A 15,324-nucleotide genomic window follows, 5' to 3' on the forward strand; every position below is an offset into this window, starting at 1 on the left:
GCCTTTCTATCTCCAACCTGCGTTGTTCCTAGAATGGTCACGTGGAGGACATCGATGTGATCGCGGTGCTGCAGGATCCGGTGCGGCGCCGCCTGTACGAGTACGTGGTGGCGCAGGGCCGTGAGGTCGGGCGCAACGAGGCAGCCGAGGCGGCCGGGGTGGCGCGCACGCTTGCCGCGCACCATCTGGACCGGCTGGCCGAGGCCGGGCTGCTGGAGAGCGGCAGCCGGCGCCTGACAGGCCGTTCGGGGCCGGGGGCGGGCCGTCCCGCCAAGGTGTACACGCGGGCCCGGGTCGAGCTGTCGGTGTCGCTGCCCGCCCGCGACTACCGCACGGCCGCCGAGCTGCTCGCCGAGGCCGCCGAGCAAGCGGGGCTGGACGCCGGGCTCTGCGCGGCCGCGCGCCGCCGGGGCGAGGCCCTGCGCGGCTCGGCGGCGCCCTGCGGAGGCCTCGAAGAGGCGATGGAGACGCTGGCCGGCCGCGGCTACGAACCGCACCTGGAAGACAACGAGGACGCGACCGGGGAAGCCGCACGCGTCGTCCGCATGCGCAACTGCCCCTTCCATGCAGTCGCCGAACGCTTCCCGCCGCTCGTCTGCGGCATGAACCTCGCGCTACTGGAGGGGCTGCTCGGTTTGGACGGCCCCGTTCGCGCCCGCATGGACGCCCGGCCGGGCGAGTGCTGTGTGGTGGTCGAGACTTCTAAAAACAATGATCATTGACATAGAAACGGCGGTCGTGCTGGGATGAGGCCATGACCGCATCCCCGCATGCCGCCCACCTCGCCCAGCTCAACGTCTCCACGCTCCGCCACCCGTTCGACGACCCGCGCATGGCGCCCTTCATCGAGATGCTCGACCCGGTCAACTCCGCCGCCGACGGCGCGCCCGGCTTCGTGTGGCGGCTCGTGGAGGAGGGAGCGGCCGACGCCACCAGCCTGCGCCCGGCCGGCGAGAACGTCATCGTCAACCTGTCGGTGTGGGAGACCCAGGAGGCTCTGTGGGACTTCGCCTACCGCAGCGGGCACCTGGAGGTGATGCGGCGGCGCCGCGAATGGTTCCAGCGGCACGTCGAGGCGCACATGGCGCTCTGGTGGGTCCCCGCCGGACACCTCCCGACCGTCGGCGAGGCCCTGGAGCGGCTGGCGGACCTACGGGCGCACGGGCCGTCCCCGCGCGCGTTCACCTTCGCCTCCTCCTACACCGCCGCCGAGGCCGCCGAGCACCTTCGGGCCGCGGAGCCGGCGCGGCCCGAGCAGGCCGCCCGGAGCGCGCGGCCGACGCCCGCCGGGGACTCGGCGGCGGTCTGAAGCGGGGACGCCCTGCCCGCCGGGGCGACGGCGCTGGACTCCGTGCTGTCCGACCCCGACTGCCGTCGTGGTCGACGCGGGCCGTCAGACGGTGCGGACGTCTGCCAGGCCGGTGAGTTCGGCCAGGCCCAGGGCCAGGAAGAAGTCGCCCCAGACCAGTTCGTGGCGGACGGCGATTCCCTTGTCCGCGTCGTAGCAGCCGTTCAGCAGCCGCCCCTGGGAAAGGTGGTCGTCGACCAGGTGTTCCAGGATCTCCGCCGCGCGGTGCGCGTACCGGGCGGCCCGGGGGCCGGGAAGCAGGGAGAGCTTCAGCAGCGCGACGGCTGTGACGGCTGCGGCGGAGGTGTCCGGAGGGCCGTCGGGGCGTGACGCGTTCGCCGGCGGTACGAGGGGCGTGCCCGGCCCGGTCCACGCGGCGGCCAGGTGCTCCGCCAGTGCCCGCGGGTGCCCCGGCAGGCACGCGGCGACCGCCGGACGGTGCAGTACGTCGGCCAGCGCGAGCAGCAGCCAAGCCGGTCCCCGGCTCCAGCCCGGCGCCGGCTCCGCGCACGCCAGCCAGCCCGTCTCCGCCTCATGGGACCAGGCCGGTACGAGGTCGCGGGCGCGGCAGACCTCCGCCCCGGAGCCGGGGAGCGCCCCGGACGGGGCTGCGGGGAGGCAGAGGGCCAGGTGGCGGTGGAGGTGCGAGGCCGCGGCCGCCGGGTCGACCATGGCGAGCAGCGGGATCGTGCCCGGCAGGCCGTCCACCCGGGCCAGCAGGCGGGGACCGCCGAAGGCCGATCCCCAGGGCAGCACCCCGAGTTCCCCGTCCATCGCCGCCGAGCAGGCTGCGGCCGCCCGCGTGCGCAGCTCCCGCGCCCCGGTGTCCTCGGCGGCCAGGGCGGTCCCGTACCAGAGGATCAGTCCGCGCGTGGAGGTGTCGGCGTCCACCCAGCCGGCCAGCCGCCCGGTGCAGGCGGAGGCGGCGGCCCTGTCCCCTTCGGCGCCCGTGTGCCGGGCCCGCAGCCACAGCAGCCCGGCCCAGAAGCCACCGGCCCAGGAACCCCGGCCGGTTGTCGTCCAACGCCCCGTGTCCGGGTCCGCGTACAACGGGAACCGGTCCTTGGTCTCGGCCTCCGTGACGGCCACCTGGTCGAGCGCCTCCGCCAGGGCCCGCTCCGCCCACCCAGCCACCCGCACACCCCCGACTCGCCCACCGGTCACCGGCACACCGCCAACTCGACCTTCTTCAACCGTCTTTCACCCCGGCACGCCCCTCCGCCGCACCCGCACCGCCCACGTCGTCCCCACCGCACAAGCCGCGCCGAACTCGGCCGCCACCAGCAGCCAGCCCGTCCCGTAACGGCCGGCGTTCGCGAGGGGGCCGAAGAGGAGGGGGCCGACGGCGAAGCCGGTGAAGAAGCCGGCGGCCACCAGGGCGGAGTCCTGACCGGCCCGGCCGGGTGCGGAGCGCTGCATCACCAGGACCATCGAGACGGCGTTGGCCGATACCGCGAACACCCCGACGGCCACTGCGGCCACCCAGACCAGCGGACGTGCGGTCGACGCCGCGACCAGCAGGACGGCCGCCCCCACCGCGCCTGCCGCGAGGCCTCCCGGCAGCCACTCGGCGCGCCCCGGACGGGCCGCCCTCGACCAGCCGACCCGCCCTGCGATGCCCGCGACGCCGAGCACCGCGACCAGCGCGCCGGCCGCGGTGGGGCCCATGCCGAGCCGCTGTGCGCCGAAGAGGGCCACGTACGTGTTGACCGAGGCGATCCCGCAGCCCAGGAACAGGGAGAACACCGCCAGCCAGGCGATGGCACCACGCGGGACGAGGGAGGCGCGGGGTCCGGCCGGAGGAGCCTGCGGATCGGCGGGCAGGGCGCGCAGCGCCCACAGCGCCGCCAGTGCGGCGGTGGCGGCGGCCGTCCACACCGCCCCGCGCCAGCCGACCCCGCCGGCCAGCGCCGTGAGGGGCAGTCCGGCGGCGAAGGCGCCCAGCTGGACGCCCGACTGCTTCATGCCGGTCACCGGCCCGCGACGGCCGGGGGGCACGGCGGCGAGGATCGCCTTGTTGGTCGCCGGATTGGCCAGGGCCTGGGGCAGTCCGCCCAGCGCGACGGCGGCGAGCAGGAACCCGGGGCCGGGCGCGGCGCCGATCAGCGCGAGCGCCGCAGCGGACACCGACAGCAGGAGTACGAGGGAACGACGCGGCCCGATCCGGTCCACCAGCCTGCCGCCGAGCGGCGACAGCACGGCCGCCGTACCGAAGCCGACCGTCGTGGTCCAGCCGAGCACGGCGGGCGAGACCCCCAACTCCCCCACCAGGCGGGGGCCGAGGGCGCCGAGAAGGAAGAGCTGGAGCATCGAGAAGGCCATGGCTCCGGTGAGGAGGGCCGTCAGACCACCCGTCAGACGACCACCGCCCGCCAAGCCCTCGGCCGCCCTCGGAGCTTCCGGCGCTTCAGGCCCTCCCAGCCCTCCCGGCGGCTTCGCCGACATGCTCCGGTCCACCACCGCTCGCCCACCCCGTTCCCGTCGTCGGCCGCCGGGCCTACGGCCCCTTGCCCCTCGGCCTTCAGTCCGTGACAGGAGTCGGGCCCATGAACACCCGGGTTCCCGCGGCCTGTTGTGGCGTACGCCACACACGCAACGTCGATTTTCGGACGACCGGAAAACCTGATGCCATCTGTCGCCCCCGCCGGGCCGGTGCAACGATGGCCACGCCATGACGCCGGGTCGATGTTGCCGAGCCGTACGGGCCGCGATGTTCGCGGCCACCTGCGTGCTGCTCTCGGCCCTCGGGCACATCCTCATGTCGGGAACCTCCGTCCCCTGGTGGGGGATGGCCGCGGCGTTCGCCGCGACCTCGGCGACCGGCTGGTTCCTCGCCGGGCGGGAGCGCGGTCTCGCAGCGGTCGTCTCCGCGACCGTCGGCGTCCAAGCCGCCCTGCACGGCGGGTTCTCGCTCGCCCAGGCCGCGGCAGCGCGGCCGCAGGAATCGGACAGCTCCTTGGCCTCCCTGGGCCTCCGCTGGGCGCAGTACCTGCTCTGCGCCCCGTCCGCGCTCCGCCCGCAGGCGGCTCCGCACGGGTCGGCCGGGGCGCACGGAACGCACGGCACGCACGGGATGGCCGACGGTTCCGCGTCGATGGCGGCGGCCGTGCCGATGCCGGCCGAGCACGCCATGGCTTCCATGTCACCGGCAGGCATGCTCGCGGGGCACCTGCTGGCCGCGCTCGTCTGCGGCCTCTGGCTCGCGTACGGAGAACGCGGCGCCTTCCGCGTCCTGCGCGCCGTCGCCGCCCGCTTCCTCGTACCGCTGCGGCTGCTCTTCCGGCTCCCCGCGCCCGCGCACCGGCCCCGCGTCCGCCGTGCCCGGAACCACCGGGTCCGGACGCCCCGCAGGCTGCTGCTCGCCGACGCCCTCACCTCACGGGGTCCGCCTCACGGGATCGCTGTCATCTGACAGCCGGCTCCCCGACGCGCCACGGACCCAGCACCCGTCCGTACCGCGCCTCGGGCATCGGTCATGCCGTCCGGCAGGCCGTACCACCCGTTCCCCGGCCCCTCTCGATGCCCGCGATCGCCGCAGGCAGCGCGGGCTCTCCGAGCTCTCCGGGCGCGCCAGGCAGTGCGGTATCGCGGTCACTTCGGCGTCACGGTGGTCACTTCGGTCACCCCCGTTACCCCACGCACCTCGCACCGCGCTGTCGGCACACCCCGCGACCCACGCGACCCCCGCGACGCTCGACGCGGCATCGAATCCGGCCGGATTCCCAGAAGGACACCAGTCGATGACCACTGCCCGACTCACCCTCGTGACCACCCCCCCCCCCACCCCCCCCCCCCCCCCCCCCCCCCCCCCCCCCCCCCCCCCCCCCCCCCCCCCCCCCCCGCTCCCACCACCCCCGCCACGCCCACCCGCCGCGCCGCCGGCCCCGACGAGGCCGTCACCCTCCTCGCACTGGCCGCCCGCGACGGCGACCCCGCAGCCGTGGACCAGTTCGTACGCGCCCTGCACCGCGACGTGCGCCGCTACGTCGCCTACCTCAGCGGCGACCCGCAGTCCGCCGAGGACCTGACCCAGGAGACCTTCCTGCGCGCCCTCGGCAGCCTCCACCGCTTCGAGGGCCGCTCCTCCGCCCGCACCTGGCTGCTCTCCATCGCGCGGCGCACCGTGGTGGACAGCCTGCGCCACAAGGCGGCCCGCCCCAAGATCGCCGACAGAGACGACTGGCAGACCGCGGCCGAGCAGAGCCAGCCGCGCGGCGTACCCGGCTTCGAGGACGGCGTCGCGCTCGCGGAGCTCCTGGCGGCGATCCCCGCCGAACGCCGCGAGGTCTTCGTCCTCACCCAGCTCAGGGGCCTCCCGTACGCGGAGGCGGCCCTCATGCTCGGCTGCCCGATCGGCACCGTCCGGTCCCGCGTGGCACGCGCCCGCTCGTCCCTGATCGACCTGCTGAAGGACGCCGACCCGGTAGCGGCCGCGGCCTGACCGGAACGCCGAGCGGGGGCCGGAACGCCGAGCGGGAGCCAGAGCGCACTCGCGCGGTCCGGCCCCCGCTCGGGAGCGAGCAGAGCCCTCAGGTCAGGAGCTTGTCCTTCGCCTTGTTGAACTCCTCCTGCGTCAGGTCGCCCTTCTCCTTGAGGGAGGACAGCTTCGCGAGCTCCTCCGCCGGGCTGTGGCGGGGGCCCGCCGCCTTCTGGACGTAGTCCTGGAAGGCCTGTTCCTGCTCCTTCGCCTGCTTCACGTCCCGCTGGCCCATGCTCCGGCCGCGGACGATGAGGTAGACGAAGACGCCGATGTAGGGCAGCAGAAGCACCAGGATGAGCCAGCCGGCCTTGCCCCAGCCGTGCAGCTCGTGGTCCCTGAAGATGTCAGTGATCACCTTGAACAGCAGGAAGAACCACATGACCCACAGGAAGAGCCAGAGCATGGTCCAGAACAGGTTGAGCAGTGGATAGTCGTCCACGCGTCACTCCGATCACATAAGGGACAGATCAATTCATACCGTCTGATTGAGTGATCCGCACGCGGAGTAGCCGGTCCGCCCTCACCGCGGGACCATGAGGCCATGCGGGACCACGCGCCCATGGAGGAGCGCCCCCTCGGCGGGATCAGCCCCCCGGGCCGGATCGCCGGCCCCGAGGAGGGCATCGGCCAGGACGAGCTCGCGCTCGCCGCGCGCAACCACGGCCTCCCGCTGGAGGCCATGCGGTACGAGGTCACCCCGGCCGGGCTGCACTACGTACTCGTGCACTACGACATCCCCGACACGGGCGCGGGCACAGGCGCGGGCACAGACGCCGACGCCGACGCCCCCGCCTGGCGCCTCAGCGTGCGCGGGCGCCTGCGGACCCCCCTGGAGCTGGGCCTGCGCGACCTCCGGTCCCTGCCCTCCGTGACCCGCCGGGTCACCATGGAGTGCGCCGGGAACGGGCGGGCCCGGCTGTCCCCGCGGCCGGTCAGCCAGCCCTGGCTGGTGGAGGCGGTGGGGACGGCCGACTGGACGGGAGTGCCGCTGCGCGCGGTGCTCGCGGAGGCCGGGGTGGCTCCGGACGCCGTGGAGGCGGTGTTCACGGGCGCCGACCACGGGGTGGAGCGGGGCGTCGAGCAGGACTACCGGCGCAGCCTGCCGCTCCCCGTCGACGAGGACGTGCTGCTGGCCCACACGATGAACGGCGGGCCCCTGCCGCCGCAGCACGGGCATCCGCTGCGCCTGATCGTCCCGGGCTGGTACGGGATGGCACACGTGAAATGGCTGCGCGACATCGAGCTCGTCGACACGGCGTTCGGCGGTTACCAGCAGGCCACGGCCTACCGGTACAAGCAGAGTGCCGAGGAGGCCGGCGATCCCGTCAGCCGGATCGCCCCGCGCGCCCTGCTGATCCCGCCCGGATTCCCCGACTTCATGTCCCGCACCCGGGTGGTCCGCCCCGGCCCCCTGCGGCTCGCCGGGCGCGCCTGGTCGGGCTACGGGCCGGTCGTGCGCGTGGAGTTGAACACCGACGGGGGCACCGACGGGGGCGCCGGCGGGGGCGGCACCTGGGCCGACGCCGAGGTGCTGCCGCGGGGCGGGCACCCGTACGCCTGGCAGGGCTGGCACGCCGACTGGATGGCGGTCCCGGGCCGCCACACCCTCCTGGTCCGCGCCACCGACGCCTCGGGGCGCACGCAGCCGCTCGAACAGCCGTGGAACCGCGGGGGCTTCGGCAACAACACGGTGCAGTCGGTCTCCGTCGTATGCCGTTGAGCCCCAACCTCCTTGCCGCACCACCGGCCAACCCCTTGCCACACGCCTCCCCTTCCCTCGAAACTGACACATCGTCAGATCATTGCGAGGGAACGAGGGAAGGAACCGAGGATGCAGACCATCTGGCTCGGCGGGCCCGAATGGGTCGCCGTTCTGCGGATCGGGCTCGGGCTGTGGTGGCTGGAGAGCTGGCGGCACAAGGACAAGAAGGACTGGTTCGGCGGAGGCGGCATCCGCTGGGCGGCCGGCGTGGCCGAGAAGCACCGCTGGGGGTTCGTCACGCGCGGCTTCGACATCGTCGTGAAGCCCTATCCGCGTTTCATGGCCTACCTCGTCGCCTACGCCGAACTGGCCCTGGGACTGGGCCTCATCGTCGGATTCCTGACCCCGATAGCCCTGCTCGCCGGGCTGCTGCTCAACCTGGTCTACCTGATCCTGATGATCCACGACTGGGGCGAGCAGGGGCAGAACCTGATGATGGCCCTGATCTCCGGAGTCGCCTTCTTCGCGATGGGCTGGCAGGTCTGGTCCCTGGACAACATGCTGGGGCTCTTCTGACCCGGCGGCCGGTCACCACACCCCCGCCCCGCCGGGCCCGCCGGCCCCGTCAGACCTATCGGCCCCGTCGGCCCCGTCAGCCCCGCCGGTCCAGCGGGTTCGCCGCGATGCGCTCCTTCGCGCCGCTCGCCACATAGGCCGCCGCCGCACACTGCGGCTTGCGCGCGGCCTGGTCGGCGACCAGCGCGAAGAAAGCGTCGCCGAAGCCGAGACGCGGATACTCGGCGAGCAGCGCGGCCGTGAAGACGGGGTCGGCGTCGCCGACGCCGACCCCGGAGACGTCCGCGGTCGTACCGATCTGGAGGAGGTGGCTCTCCACGTCCTCGGCGGCCGTGACGTCCTCGCGCATGTGCCGCACGATGATCTCCTCGGCCCGCGCCCGCCGCCCCGCCGGCCAGCCCAGCCCCGCCGTCAGCACGCGCGCGACGTGGCCGCCCGCCTCCTCGAAGGGCAGGGTGTGGCTGTCGAAGGGCGCGGTCAGCCCGAGATCGTGCACCAGCGCGCTGACGTAGAAGAGTTCGCGGTCGTACGAGAGCCCGTGCCGGTCCGCGTACTCGGCCCCGAAGGCGTACGACCGGACGGAGTGGTGCAACAGCGCCGCGTCCGTGTACTCGGAGGCGACCTCCAGCGCGGCGCGGGCCGACGGAGTGTCAAGAGTCCATGTCACAAGGGTCATGGACGGTCAGCGTAGGCGGGGGACGAAGTCCACCTCCGAGGGCCCCTCCTCCCCCGGCCAGGCCAGCAGGCGGGCCGGAGCCGCCGGGGTCTCGGCGAGGACGGTGCCGCGCGAGACGACGTAGCGGGGGCGGACCTGGCGGCGGACGGCCTCGGTGGGCGATTCGGCCGGCAGCAGCACGAAGGAGGCCGGGGCGCCCTGGCGGACCCCGTACTCCGAGGGCGACAGGCCCAGGACGCGCGCCGCGCGCTCCGTCACCATCTCGAAGGCCACCGGGATCTCGTCCGCTCCCGTGAGCTGGGCGGCGTAGATCCCCACGAGGGCGGTCTGCAGCGGGTTTCCGGTGCCGAGCGCGTTCCAGGGGTCCATCACGTCGTCGTGGCCGAAGGCCACGTTCACCCCCGCCGCCAGCATCTCCTTGACCTGGGTGAGGCCGCGCCGCTTGGGGTAGGCGTCGAAGCGGCCCTGGAGGTTGAGGTTGGCGAAGGGGTTCGAGACGAGGTTGATCCCGGAACGCGACAGCAGGCGCTGGAGTTTGAAGCTGTACGCACCGTTGTAGGAGCCCATCGCCGTCGTGTGCGAGGCCGTCACGTGCCCGCGCAGCCCCGAGCGCAGGGCGTGCGCGGCCAGCACCTCCACGAAACGCGACTGTTCGTCGTCGATCTCGTCGCAGTGCGCGTCCACCCGCAGTCCCTGCTCCTCGGCGAGCCGGAAGGCGACGGCCAGCGAGGCCACCCCGTCCTCCCGGGTGTCCTCGAAGTGCGGGATCGCGCCGACGACGTCGGCCCCGCGCCGGACCGCCTCGCGCAGCAGCGCCTCGCCGCCGGGGAAGGAGACGATGCCCTCCTGCGGGAAGGCGACGATCTGCAGGGTCATCACGTCCCGGACCCGGTCGCGCACCTCCAGCAGCGCGTCGAGCGCGGTCAGCGCCGGGTCGGTGACATCGCAGTGCGTGCGCACGTGCAGGACGCCCTGCGCCGCCTGCCAGCGCAGCACCTCGGTGGCCCGCGCGATCACGTCCTCGCGGGTCAGGGTCTTCTTGCGCTCGCTCCAGCAGGCGATGCCCTCCCAGAGGGTCCCCGAGACGTTGGGGCGCGGGTCTCCGGCCGTCAGGGCCGTGTCCAGGTGGATGTGCGGCTCGACGAAGGGCGCGCTGAGCAGGCCGCCGTGCGCCTCGATCAGCACCCCCGTCGCCGGCGGCTCCTTCTGGTCGTCGTACGGGAGCACGCGCGCGATCCGCCCGTCCTCCGCGACCTCGACGTCGTGCAGGCCTTCGCCGTGCAGCAGCCGGGCACCCCGGACGATCATCCGCATCGCGTCAGCCTACGGGGCTCAACCTCGCTTGGCCTGGGACTTCTGCTGCATGCCGCGGGTCTTCGCGGCGACCGACTGCACATCGCGGACGGCGGCCTTGGCGCGCGCCTCGGCCGCCGTGTTCTTCGCCATCGCACGCTCTGAATCCTGGTGGGCCGGCTTGCCGGTACGTGCCTTCTTCGCCATGACCGCCACTCCTCTACACGGGCTCGTACGCGGGACCGCGTACGCACACCACCCTGCGCCCGTTCGGCCCCGTCGGCATCTCGGGGGCCGGGCCGCGGCCGATCCGGTTACATGGGGTGCATGACTGACGCCACCGCCGACACCTCCGACGCCAACGACACAGCCACGAACGCCGCCGCCATGCCCGACTGGGAGAAGCGCTTCCGGGCCCCGCGCGTGGGACTGCCGGAATGGGCCGAGGACGCGCCCCACCGCTCGCTCTTCGTCTCCAACGCCACCGGGACCTACGAGCTCTACGCCTGGGACCGCGCCACCGGCGCCCAGCGGCAGGCCACCGACCGGCCCAACGGAACCACCGACGGCACCCTCTCCCCCGACGGCGAGTGGGTCTGGTGGTTCTCCGACACCGACGGCGACGAGTTCGGCACCTGGGTCCGCCAGCCCTTCGCGGGCGGCCCCGACGAGCCGGCCGCTCCCGGGCTGGAGGCCTCGTACCCCGCCGGGCTGGCCATCGGGCGGGACGGGACGGCCGTCGTGGGGCGCTCCACCGACGAGGACGGGACCACGATCCACGTGGTCCGGCCCGACGGGACGGAGCCGGCCGTCGTCTACCGGCACCGCGAGTCGGCCGGGGTCGGCGACCTGTCCCGGGACGGGACCCTGCTCGCCGTCGAGCACACCGAGCACGGCGACGCGATGCACTCGGCCCTGCGCGTGATCACCCTGACCGGCGAGACCGTCGCCGAGCTGGACGACTCCAAGGGCGGCACCGAGGAGCTGGGCCTCATGGTGCTCGGTTTCGCGCCCGTCGCGGGAGACACCCGGCTGCTCGTCGGCCACCAGCGGCGCGGCCGGTGGGAGCCGATGGTGTGGGACGTGGCCGCGGGCACCGAGGAGGAGCTGGCCGTCGACCTGCCCGGCGACGTCGGCGCCGAGTGGTACCCCGACGGGTCCGGGCTGCTGATCGAGCACGGCTTCGAGGCGCGCAGCGAGCTGTTCCGCTACGACCTGGCCGCGCGGGAGCTCGTACGGCTGGACACGCCGCCGGGGACGGTGTCGGGCGCGACGGCGCGGCCCGACGGGTCGGTGGAGTACCAGTGGTCCTCCGCGGCCGAGCCCTCCGTCATCCGGTCGACCGCGGGCGGGGTCGTGCTCGACCCGCCCGGTTTCCGGCCGCCGGGCTCCGTACCGGTCGAGGACGTGTGGGTGGAAGGGCCGGGCGGGCGGATCCATGCCCTCGCCCAGCGGCCCGTCGGGCACGGCGACGGCCCCTTCCCGACCGTCTTCGAGATCCACGGCGGGCCCACCTGGCACGACAGCGACGCCTTCGCCGCGACCCCGGCTGCCTGGCTCGACCACGGTTTCGCGGTCGTGCGGGTCAACTACCGCGGCTCGACCGGCTACGGACGCGAGTGGACCGACGCCCTCAAGCACCGGGTCGGCCTGATCGAGCTGGAGGACGTCGACGCCGTACGGGAATGGGCGGTGGCCTCCGGCCTCGCGGATCCGGCGCGCCTGGTGCTGTCCGGCGGCTCCTGGGGCGGCTACCTGACGCTGCTCGGGCTCGGCACCACGCCGGAGGCCTGGGCGGTGGGGCTGGCGGCCGTACCGGTCGCCGACTACGTGACGGCGTACCACGACGAGATGGAGGCGCTGAAGTCCCTGGACCGCACCCTCTTCGGCGGCACCCCGGAGGAGGTCCCGGAGCGTTTCGCGGCCTCCTCGCCGCTGACGTACGTGGACGCGGTGAAGGCGCCCGTGCACATCGCGGCGGGCCTCAACGACCCGCGCTGCCCCATCAAGCAGATCGAGAACTACGTGGACCGGCTGACGGCGCGCGGGGCGGAGCACGAGGTGTACCGCTACGACGCCGGGCACGGCTCGCTCGTCGTGGAGGAGCGGATCAAGCAGGTCCGGATGGAGATCGACTTCGCGCTGAAGCACCTGCCGCGCTAGGCCCGCTACGGCCCCGGCGCCGGTGATCCGGTGCACCCCCCGTACGGTGGTGGGGTGCACCGGTTTCTCCTGACCCCGCGCTGGTGGGGGATCAACGTCTTCGTCGCGCTCGGCGTCCCCTTCTGCCTGTTCATGGGGGCCTGGCAGCTCGGCCGGTTCGAGGACCGCGTCGACACCCACAAGGAGGCGACCAGCGCACGCCCCGCCTACCAGACGGCCGCGCCGCTGGACTCGCTGCTCCCGGTGGACAAGCGGACCTCCGGACGGCTGGCCTCGGTCTCCGGCGAGTACGCCGACCAGCTCCTCGTCCCCGAACGGCGGCTCGACGGGAAGTCCGGCTTCTACGTCCTGACCCTGCTCAAGACCGACACGGGCAAGGCCGTACCCGTGGTCCGGGGCTGGCTGCCCGGAGCAGCCGACGCGGGCCGGGCTCCGGCCCCGCCGGCCGGACGGGTCGAGGTGACGGGCGCGCTGCAGGCCCCGGAGAACTCCACCAGCAAGGGCGTCTACTCCGCGGGCGGGCTGCCGGCCGGGCAGCTCGGCGTCATCGGGGCCGCCTCGCTCGTCAACATCGTGCCGTACGGCCTGTACGACGCCTGGCTGACCGTGCAGACGCCCGCCGACGGGATGACTCCCGTACCGGCGCAGGCTCCGGCCAACACCGGGCTCGACCTGAAGGCCTTCCAGAACCTCGGCTACACCGGCGAGTGGTTCGTCTTCGCCGCGTTCGTGCTCTTCATGTGGTTCCGGCTGTACCGGCGCGAGGTGGAGACCCTGCGCGATACGGAGGCGGGCCTCCTCGCCGAGACCGAGACCGGGACCCCGGCCGATCGGGATCCGGCGGAGCCGGCCCCGGCCGGGGCCGGCTCGGCGTAGCGTCCGGGGCGGGGCCCGCCCCGGGTTACCTGAGCGGGATGACGCCCGTGCGGTAGACCGTTCCGCCGCACGCCTCCGCGACGGTCACCTGCGTCGTCGGGCCGTTGGGGCCGTGCGAATTGGGCGTGTGGGCCACCAGGGCACCGAGCGGCGGGGTCTCCGCCTGGGTCTGGCCCGTGTCGGTGCCCGATCCGGCATCCGGGGTGCCCCCGGAGCCGCCCTCCGGCGGGTTGGCGTCCCCGGAGCCGTTCGCGCCGGGACAGCCCCCCTCCGGCGGCACCCACGCGAAGCGGACCTCGTACGAGGCGTTCGGCGCGATCACCAGCCGCAGGGTCTCCACCGACGGATCGGGCAGCAGCCCGGTCGCCGGATCGCCCGTGACGTGGTTGACGACCGCCACCGCGGCTCCGCCCTGGACCGCCGGGCCGGCCGCCAACTCTTCCGGGCCGCGGACGGTACAGCCGCGCGAGGACACGTTGGTGACCTTGAAACTGCCGTAGACCTTGCCGCCGGCCGACGGGGCCCGGGTGCTGCCCACCACTCCGAGCTGGCTCTGGGCGCAGTTGGGCACGACCGGGGACCCGGCCGGGGGCAGCACACCGCCGCCGACTGATCCGCTGGTGCCGGGGATGGGAGAGGGCGCGGGGGGCGGGATGATGTTCGGCCCGCCGATGCTCGGGAAGCCGCTGCCCGTCGACGGGATCGGCGGGGGGGCGCTGGGGCCACCATCCTCCGCGCCCGTGCCCTTGTCCTTGTCCTTGTCCTTGCCGGAGGTCCGATCGGGCTTCGGACGGGAGGAGCCGTTCTGGTGCAGGCCGGAATCCCCGTCCTTCGGGTTTCCGCCCTTCTGGCCGTGGCCCGCCATGGTGGAACGGTCGGAGCTCCCGCCCGTCCCGACGGTCAGGTGCATGGCCACCGGGACCGAGCCGCCCAGCACCACCACGGCCGCCGCCGCGGCGACGAGGATCCGCCGGTTGCGGACCCGGCGCGCGGGGACCGCGTACCGCAGCCGGTCCAGCGCGTCGCCGGAGGGTTCGAGCCCACCGACGACCCCGCGCAGCAGATCGCGCAGCGCGTCCTCCTCACCCACGGGCTCGGAGACGGCCGGCTTGGCGGCGGCCGGCTTGGCGGCGGCCGGCTTGGCGGCGGCCGGCTTGGCAGCGGCCGGTTTGGCAGCGGGCTCCCCCGCCTCCGGCAGGCCGCGCACGAGCTGCAACAGGGCCTCCGGGCCCCCGGAGGCGGATCCGCCGGCCGGGCCGGGCAGCTCCCGGTCCTCGTCCTCGTTCGTCTTGCGGTCCTCGTTCATGATTGCGCGGCCTCCATCGCCACCCGCAGCGCGGCAATGCCCCGCGATCCGTACGCCTTGACCGAACCGAGCGATATGCCGAGGGTCTCGGCGACCTGGACTTCCGTCATGTCCGCGAAGTAGCGCAGCACCAGCACCTCGCGCTGGCGTCGCTGGAGCCCGCGCATCGACTTGATGAGATCGTCCCGCTCCAGCAGGTCGTACGCGCCTTCCTCGGCGCTCGCCATGTCCGGCATCGGCTTCGACAGAAGCTTCAGGCCGAGGATGCGGCGGCGCAGGGCGGAACGCGAGAGGTTGACGACGGTCTGGCGCAGGTAGGCCAGGGTCTTCTCCCGGTCCCGGACCCTGTTGCGGGCCGAGTGGACGCGGATGAAGGCCTCCTGGACGACGTCCTCGCAGGAAGCGGTGTCGTCGAGGAGCAGTGCGGCGAGGCCCAGGAGCGAGCGGTAGTGGGCCTGGTAGGTCTCCGTGAGGTGGTCGACGGTGGTCCCCGCGACCACCTCGACCACTTCGGCCACCTCGGCCGTCTCCGTGCCTCCCAGGGCCTCCGCGCTATCGCGGGGCCCGGGCACCCGGCCGTCCTTGGTCGGTGCGGACGCCCGGACGCCGGGCGCAGCGGGGACCCCGGGCAGCACGGGGGCTCCGGACGCCGTCGCGGCGGGCGGAACGGGAACGATCACCGGGAACCCGCCGGGTGTGCGGGACCGCAGGCGCGACGGGATCGGGAGCGTGCCGGTGCGTGCCGGAACGACGGGGTATTCGAGCAATGCTTCTGCCACGCCAGTTGGACACGCGTCCCCCCGTCAGGGTTGTACGCGCAAGGCAGATTCATCGGCGGGGTTCTCATTGCCTTCTTGCGTAGCCGCTCACCCGGACGTGCGTCGTCTATGACGACGGTCGTCGG

At 73.9% G+C, this 15,324-nt stretch carries 16 protein-coding genes; 8 read left to right on the forward strand and 8 right to left on the reverse strand.

Going from position 1 to position 15,324, the window contains the following annotated elements:
* The first annotated feature begins 41 nt into the window (after positions 1-41).
* Positions 42-722, forward strand: a complete 681-nt coding sequence (locus AC061S_RS01165) for a helix-turn-helix transcriptional regulator (RefSeq protein WP_478683887.1) — start codon at positions 42-44, stop codon at positions 720-722.
* Between the two features lie 32 nt (positions 723-754).
* A complete protein-coding gene (locus AC061S_RS01170) occupies positions 755-1,309 on the forward strand; it encodes a DUF3291 domain-containing protein (protein WP_478683888.1) in 555 nt (184 codons plus the stop codon).
* Between the two features lie 84 nt (positions 1,310-1,393).
* Here the strand turns inward: AC061S_RS01170 and AC061S_RS01175 are convergent, their stop codons facing one another.
* On the reverse strand, positions 1,394-2,482 hold the full coding sequence (locus tag AC061S_RS01175; protein WP_478683889.1) for a sugar ABC transporter permease: 1,089 nt from the start codon (positions 2,480-2,482) through the stop codon (positions 1,394-1,396).
* Between the two features lie 66 nt (positions 2,483-2,548).
* Entirely contained in the window at positions 2,549-3,670 is a 1,122-nt protein-coding gene (locus AC061S_RS01180) for an MFS transporter (protein WP_478684084.1), read from the reverse strand.
* Between the two features lie 349 nt (positions 3,671-4,019).
* On the opposite strand from AC061S_RS01180, the gene AC061S_RS01185 reads away from it, so the two are divergent.
* Both AC061S_RS01185 and AC061S_RS01190 read left to right on the forward strand, forming a co-directional pair.
* Positions 4,020-4,760 (forward strand): hypothetical protein, encoded by a 741-nt coding sequence (locus tag AC061S_RS01185; protein ID WP_478683890.1) that lies wholly within the window; start codon positions 4,020-4,022, stop codon positions 4,758-4,760.
* Positions 4,761-5,066: 306 nt separating this feature from the next.
* Positions 5,067-5,789 (forward strand): sigma-70 family RNA polymerase sigma factor, encoded by a 723-nt coding sequence (locus AC061S_RS01190; protein WP_478684085.1) that lies wholly within the window; start codon positions 5,067-5,069, stop codon positions 5,787-5,789.
* Between the two features lie 88 nt (positions 5,790-5,877).
* Here AC061S_RS01190 and AC061S_RS01195 read toward each other — a convergent pair whose 3' ends face one another.
* The gene (locus AC061S_RS01195) at positions 5,878-6,267 is read right to left on the reverse strand and encodes an SHOCT domain-containing protein (RefSeq protein ID WP_478683891.1); all 390 of its coding nucleotides are present in this window, start codon (positions 6,265-6,267) and stop codon (positions 5,878-5,880) included.
* A gap of 102 nt (positions 6,268-6,369) precedes the next feature.
* On the opposite strand from AC061S_RS01195, the gene AC061S_RS01200 reads away from it, so the two are divergent.
* Both AC061S_RS01200 and AC061S_RS01205 read left to right on the forward strand, forming a co-directional pair.
* Complete coding sequence (locus AC061S_RS01200) at positions 6,370-7,548, forward strand: molybdopterin-dependent oxidoreductase (protein WP_478683892.1); 1,179 nt, start codon at positions 6,370-6,372, stop codon at positions 7,546-7,548.
* Between the two features lie 111 nt (positions 7,549-7,659).
* On the forward strand, positions 7,660-8,106 hold the full coding sequence (locus tag AC061S_RS01205) for a DoxX family membrane protein (protein ID WP_254385509.1): 447 nt from the start codon (positions 7,660-7,662) through the stop codon (positions 8,104-8,106).
* A 76-nt stretch (positions 8,107-8,182) separates the two neighbouring features.
* Here the strand turns inward: AC061S_RS01205 and AC061S_RS01210 are convergent, their stop codons facing one another.
* From AC061S_RS01210 to AC061S_RS01220, 3 genes are read right to left on the reverse strand one after another with little or no spacing between them, the layout of a single operon-like run.
* Positions 8,183-8,782 (reverse strand): HD domain-containing protein, encoded by a 600-nt coding sequence (locus tag AC061S_RS01210; protein WP_478683893.1) that lies wholly within the window; start codon positions 8,780-8,782, stop codon positions 8,183-8,185.
* Between the two features lie 6 nt (positions 8,783-8,788).
* Entirely contained in the window at positions 8,789-10,096 is a 1,308-nt protein-coding gene (codA, locus tag AC061S_RS01215) for a cytosine deaminase (protein WP_478683894.1), read from the reverse strand.
* 18 nt (positions 10,097-10,114) lie between these two features.
* Positions 10,115-10,282 (reverse strand): hypothetical protein, encoded by a 168-nt coding sequence (locus AC061S_RS01220; protein ID WP_478683895.1) that lies wholly within the window; start codon positions 10,280-10,282, stop codon positions 10,115-10,117.
* A 120-nt stretch (positions 10,283-10,402) separates the two neighbouring features.
* On the opposite strand from AC061S_RS01220, the gene AC061S_RS01225 reads away from it, so the two are divergent.
* Together AC061S_RS01225 and AC061S_RS01230 are read left to right on the forward strand one after the other, a co-directional pair.
* On the forward strand, positions 10,403-12,238 hold the full coding sequence (locus tag AC061S_RS01225; RefSeq protein ID WP_478683896.1) for a S9 family peptidase: 1,836 nt from the start codon (positions 10,403-10,405) through the stop codon (positions 12,236-12,238).
* A 54-nt stretch (positions 12,239-12,292) separates the two neighbouring features.
* Entirely contained in the window at positions 12,293-13,114 is an 822-nt protein-coding gene (locus AC061S_RS01230; RefSeq protein ID WP_478683897.1) for an SURF1 family protein, read from the forward strand.
* Positions 13,115-13,139: 25 nt separating this feature from the next.
* Here the strand turns inward: AC061S_RS01230 and AC061S_RS01235 are convergent, their stop codons facing one another.
* Both AC061S_RS01235 and AC061S_RS01240 read right to left on the reverse strand, forming a co-directional pair.
* On the reverse strand, positions 13,140-14,420 hold the full coding sequence (locus AC061S_RS01235; protein WP_478683898.1) for a hypothetical protein: 1,281 nt from the start codon (positions 14,418-14,420) through the stop codon (positions 13,140-13,142).
* The gene (locus AC061S_RS01240) at positions 14,417-15,142 is read right to left on the reverse strand and encodes a SigE family RNA polymerase sigma factor (RefSeq protein ID WP_478684086.1); all 726 of its coding nucleotides are present in this window, start codon (positions 15,140-15,142) and stop codon (positions 14,417-14,419) included. The genes AC061S_RS01235 and AC061S_RS01240 overlap by 4 nt, the downstream gene beginning before the upstream one ends.
* Between the last annotated feature and the right edge of the window lie 182 nt (positions 15,143-15,324).

It is taken from the genome of Streptomyces sp. CA189 (assembly GCF_056428985.1).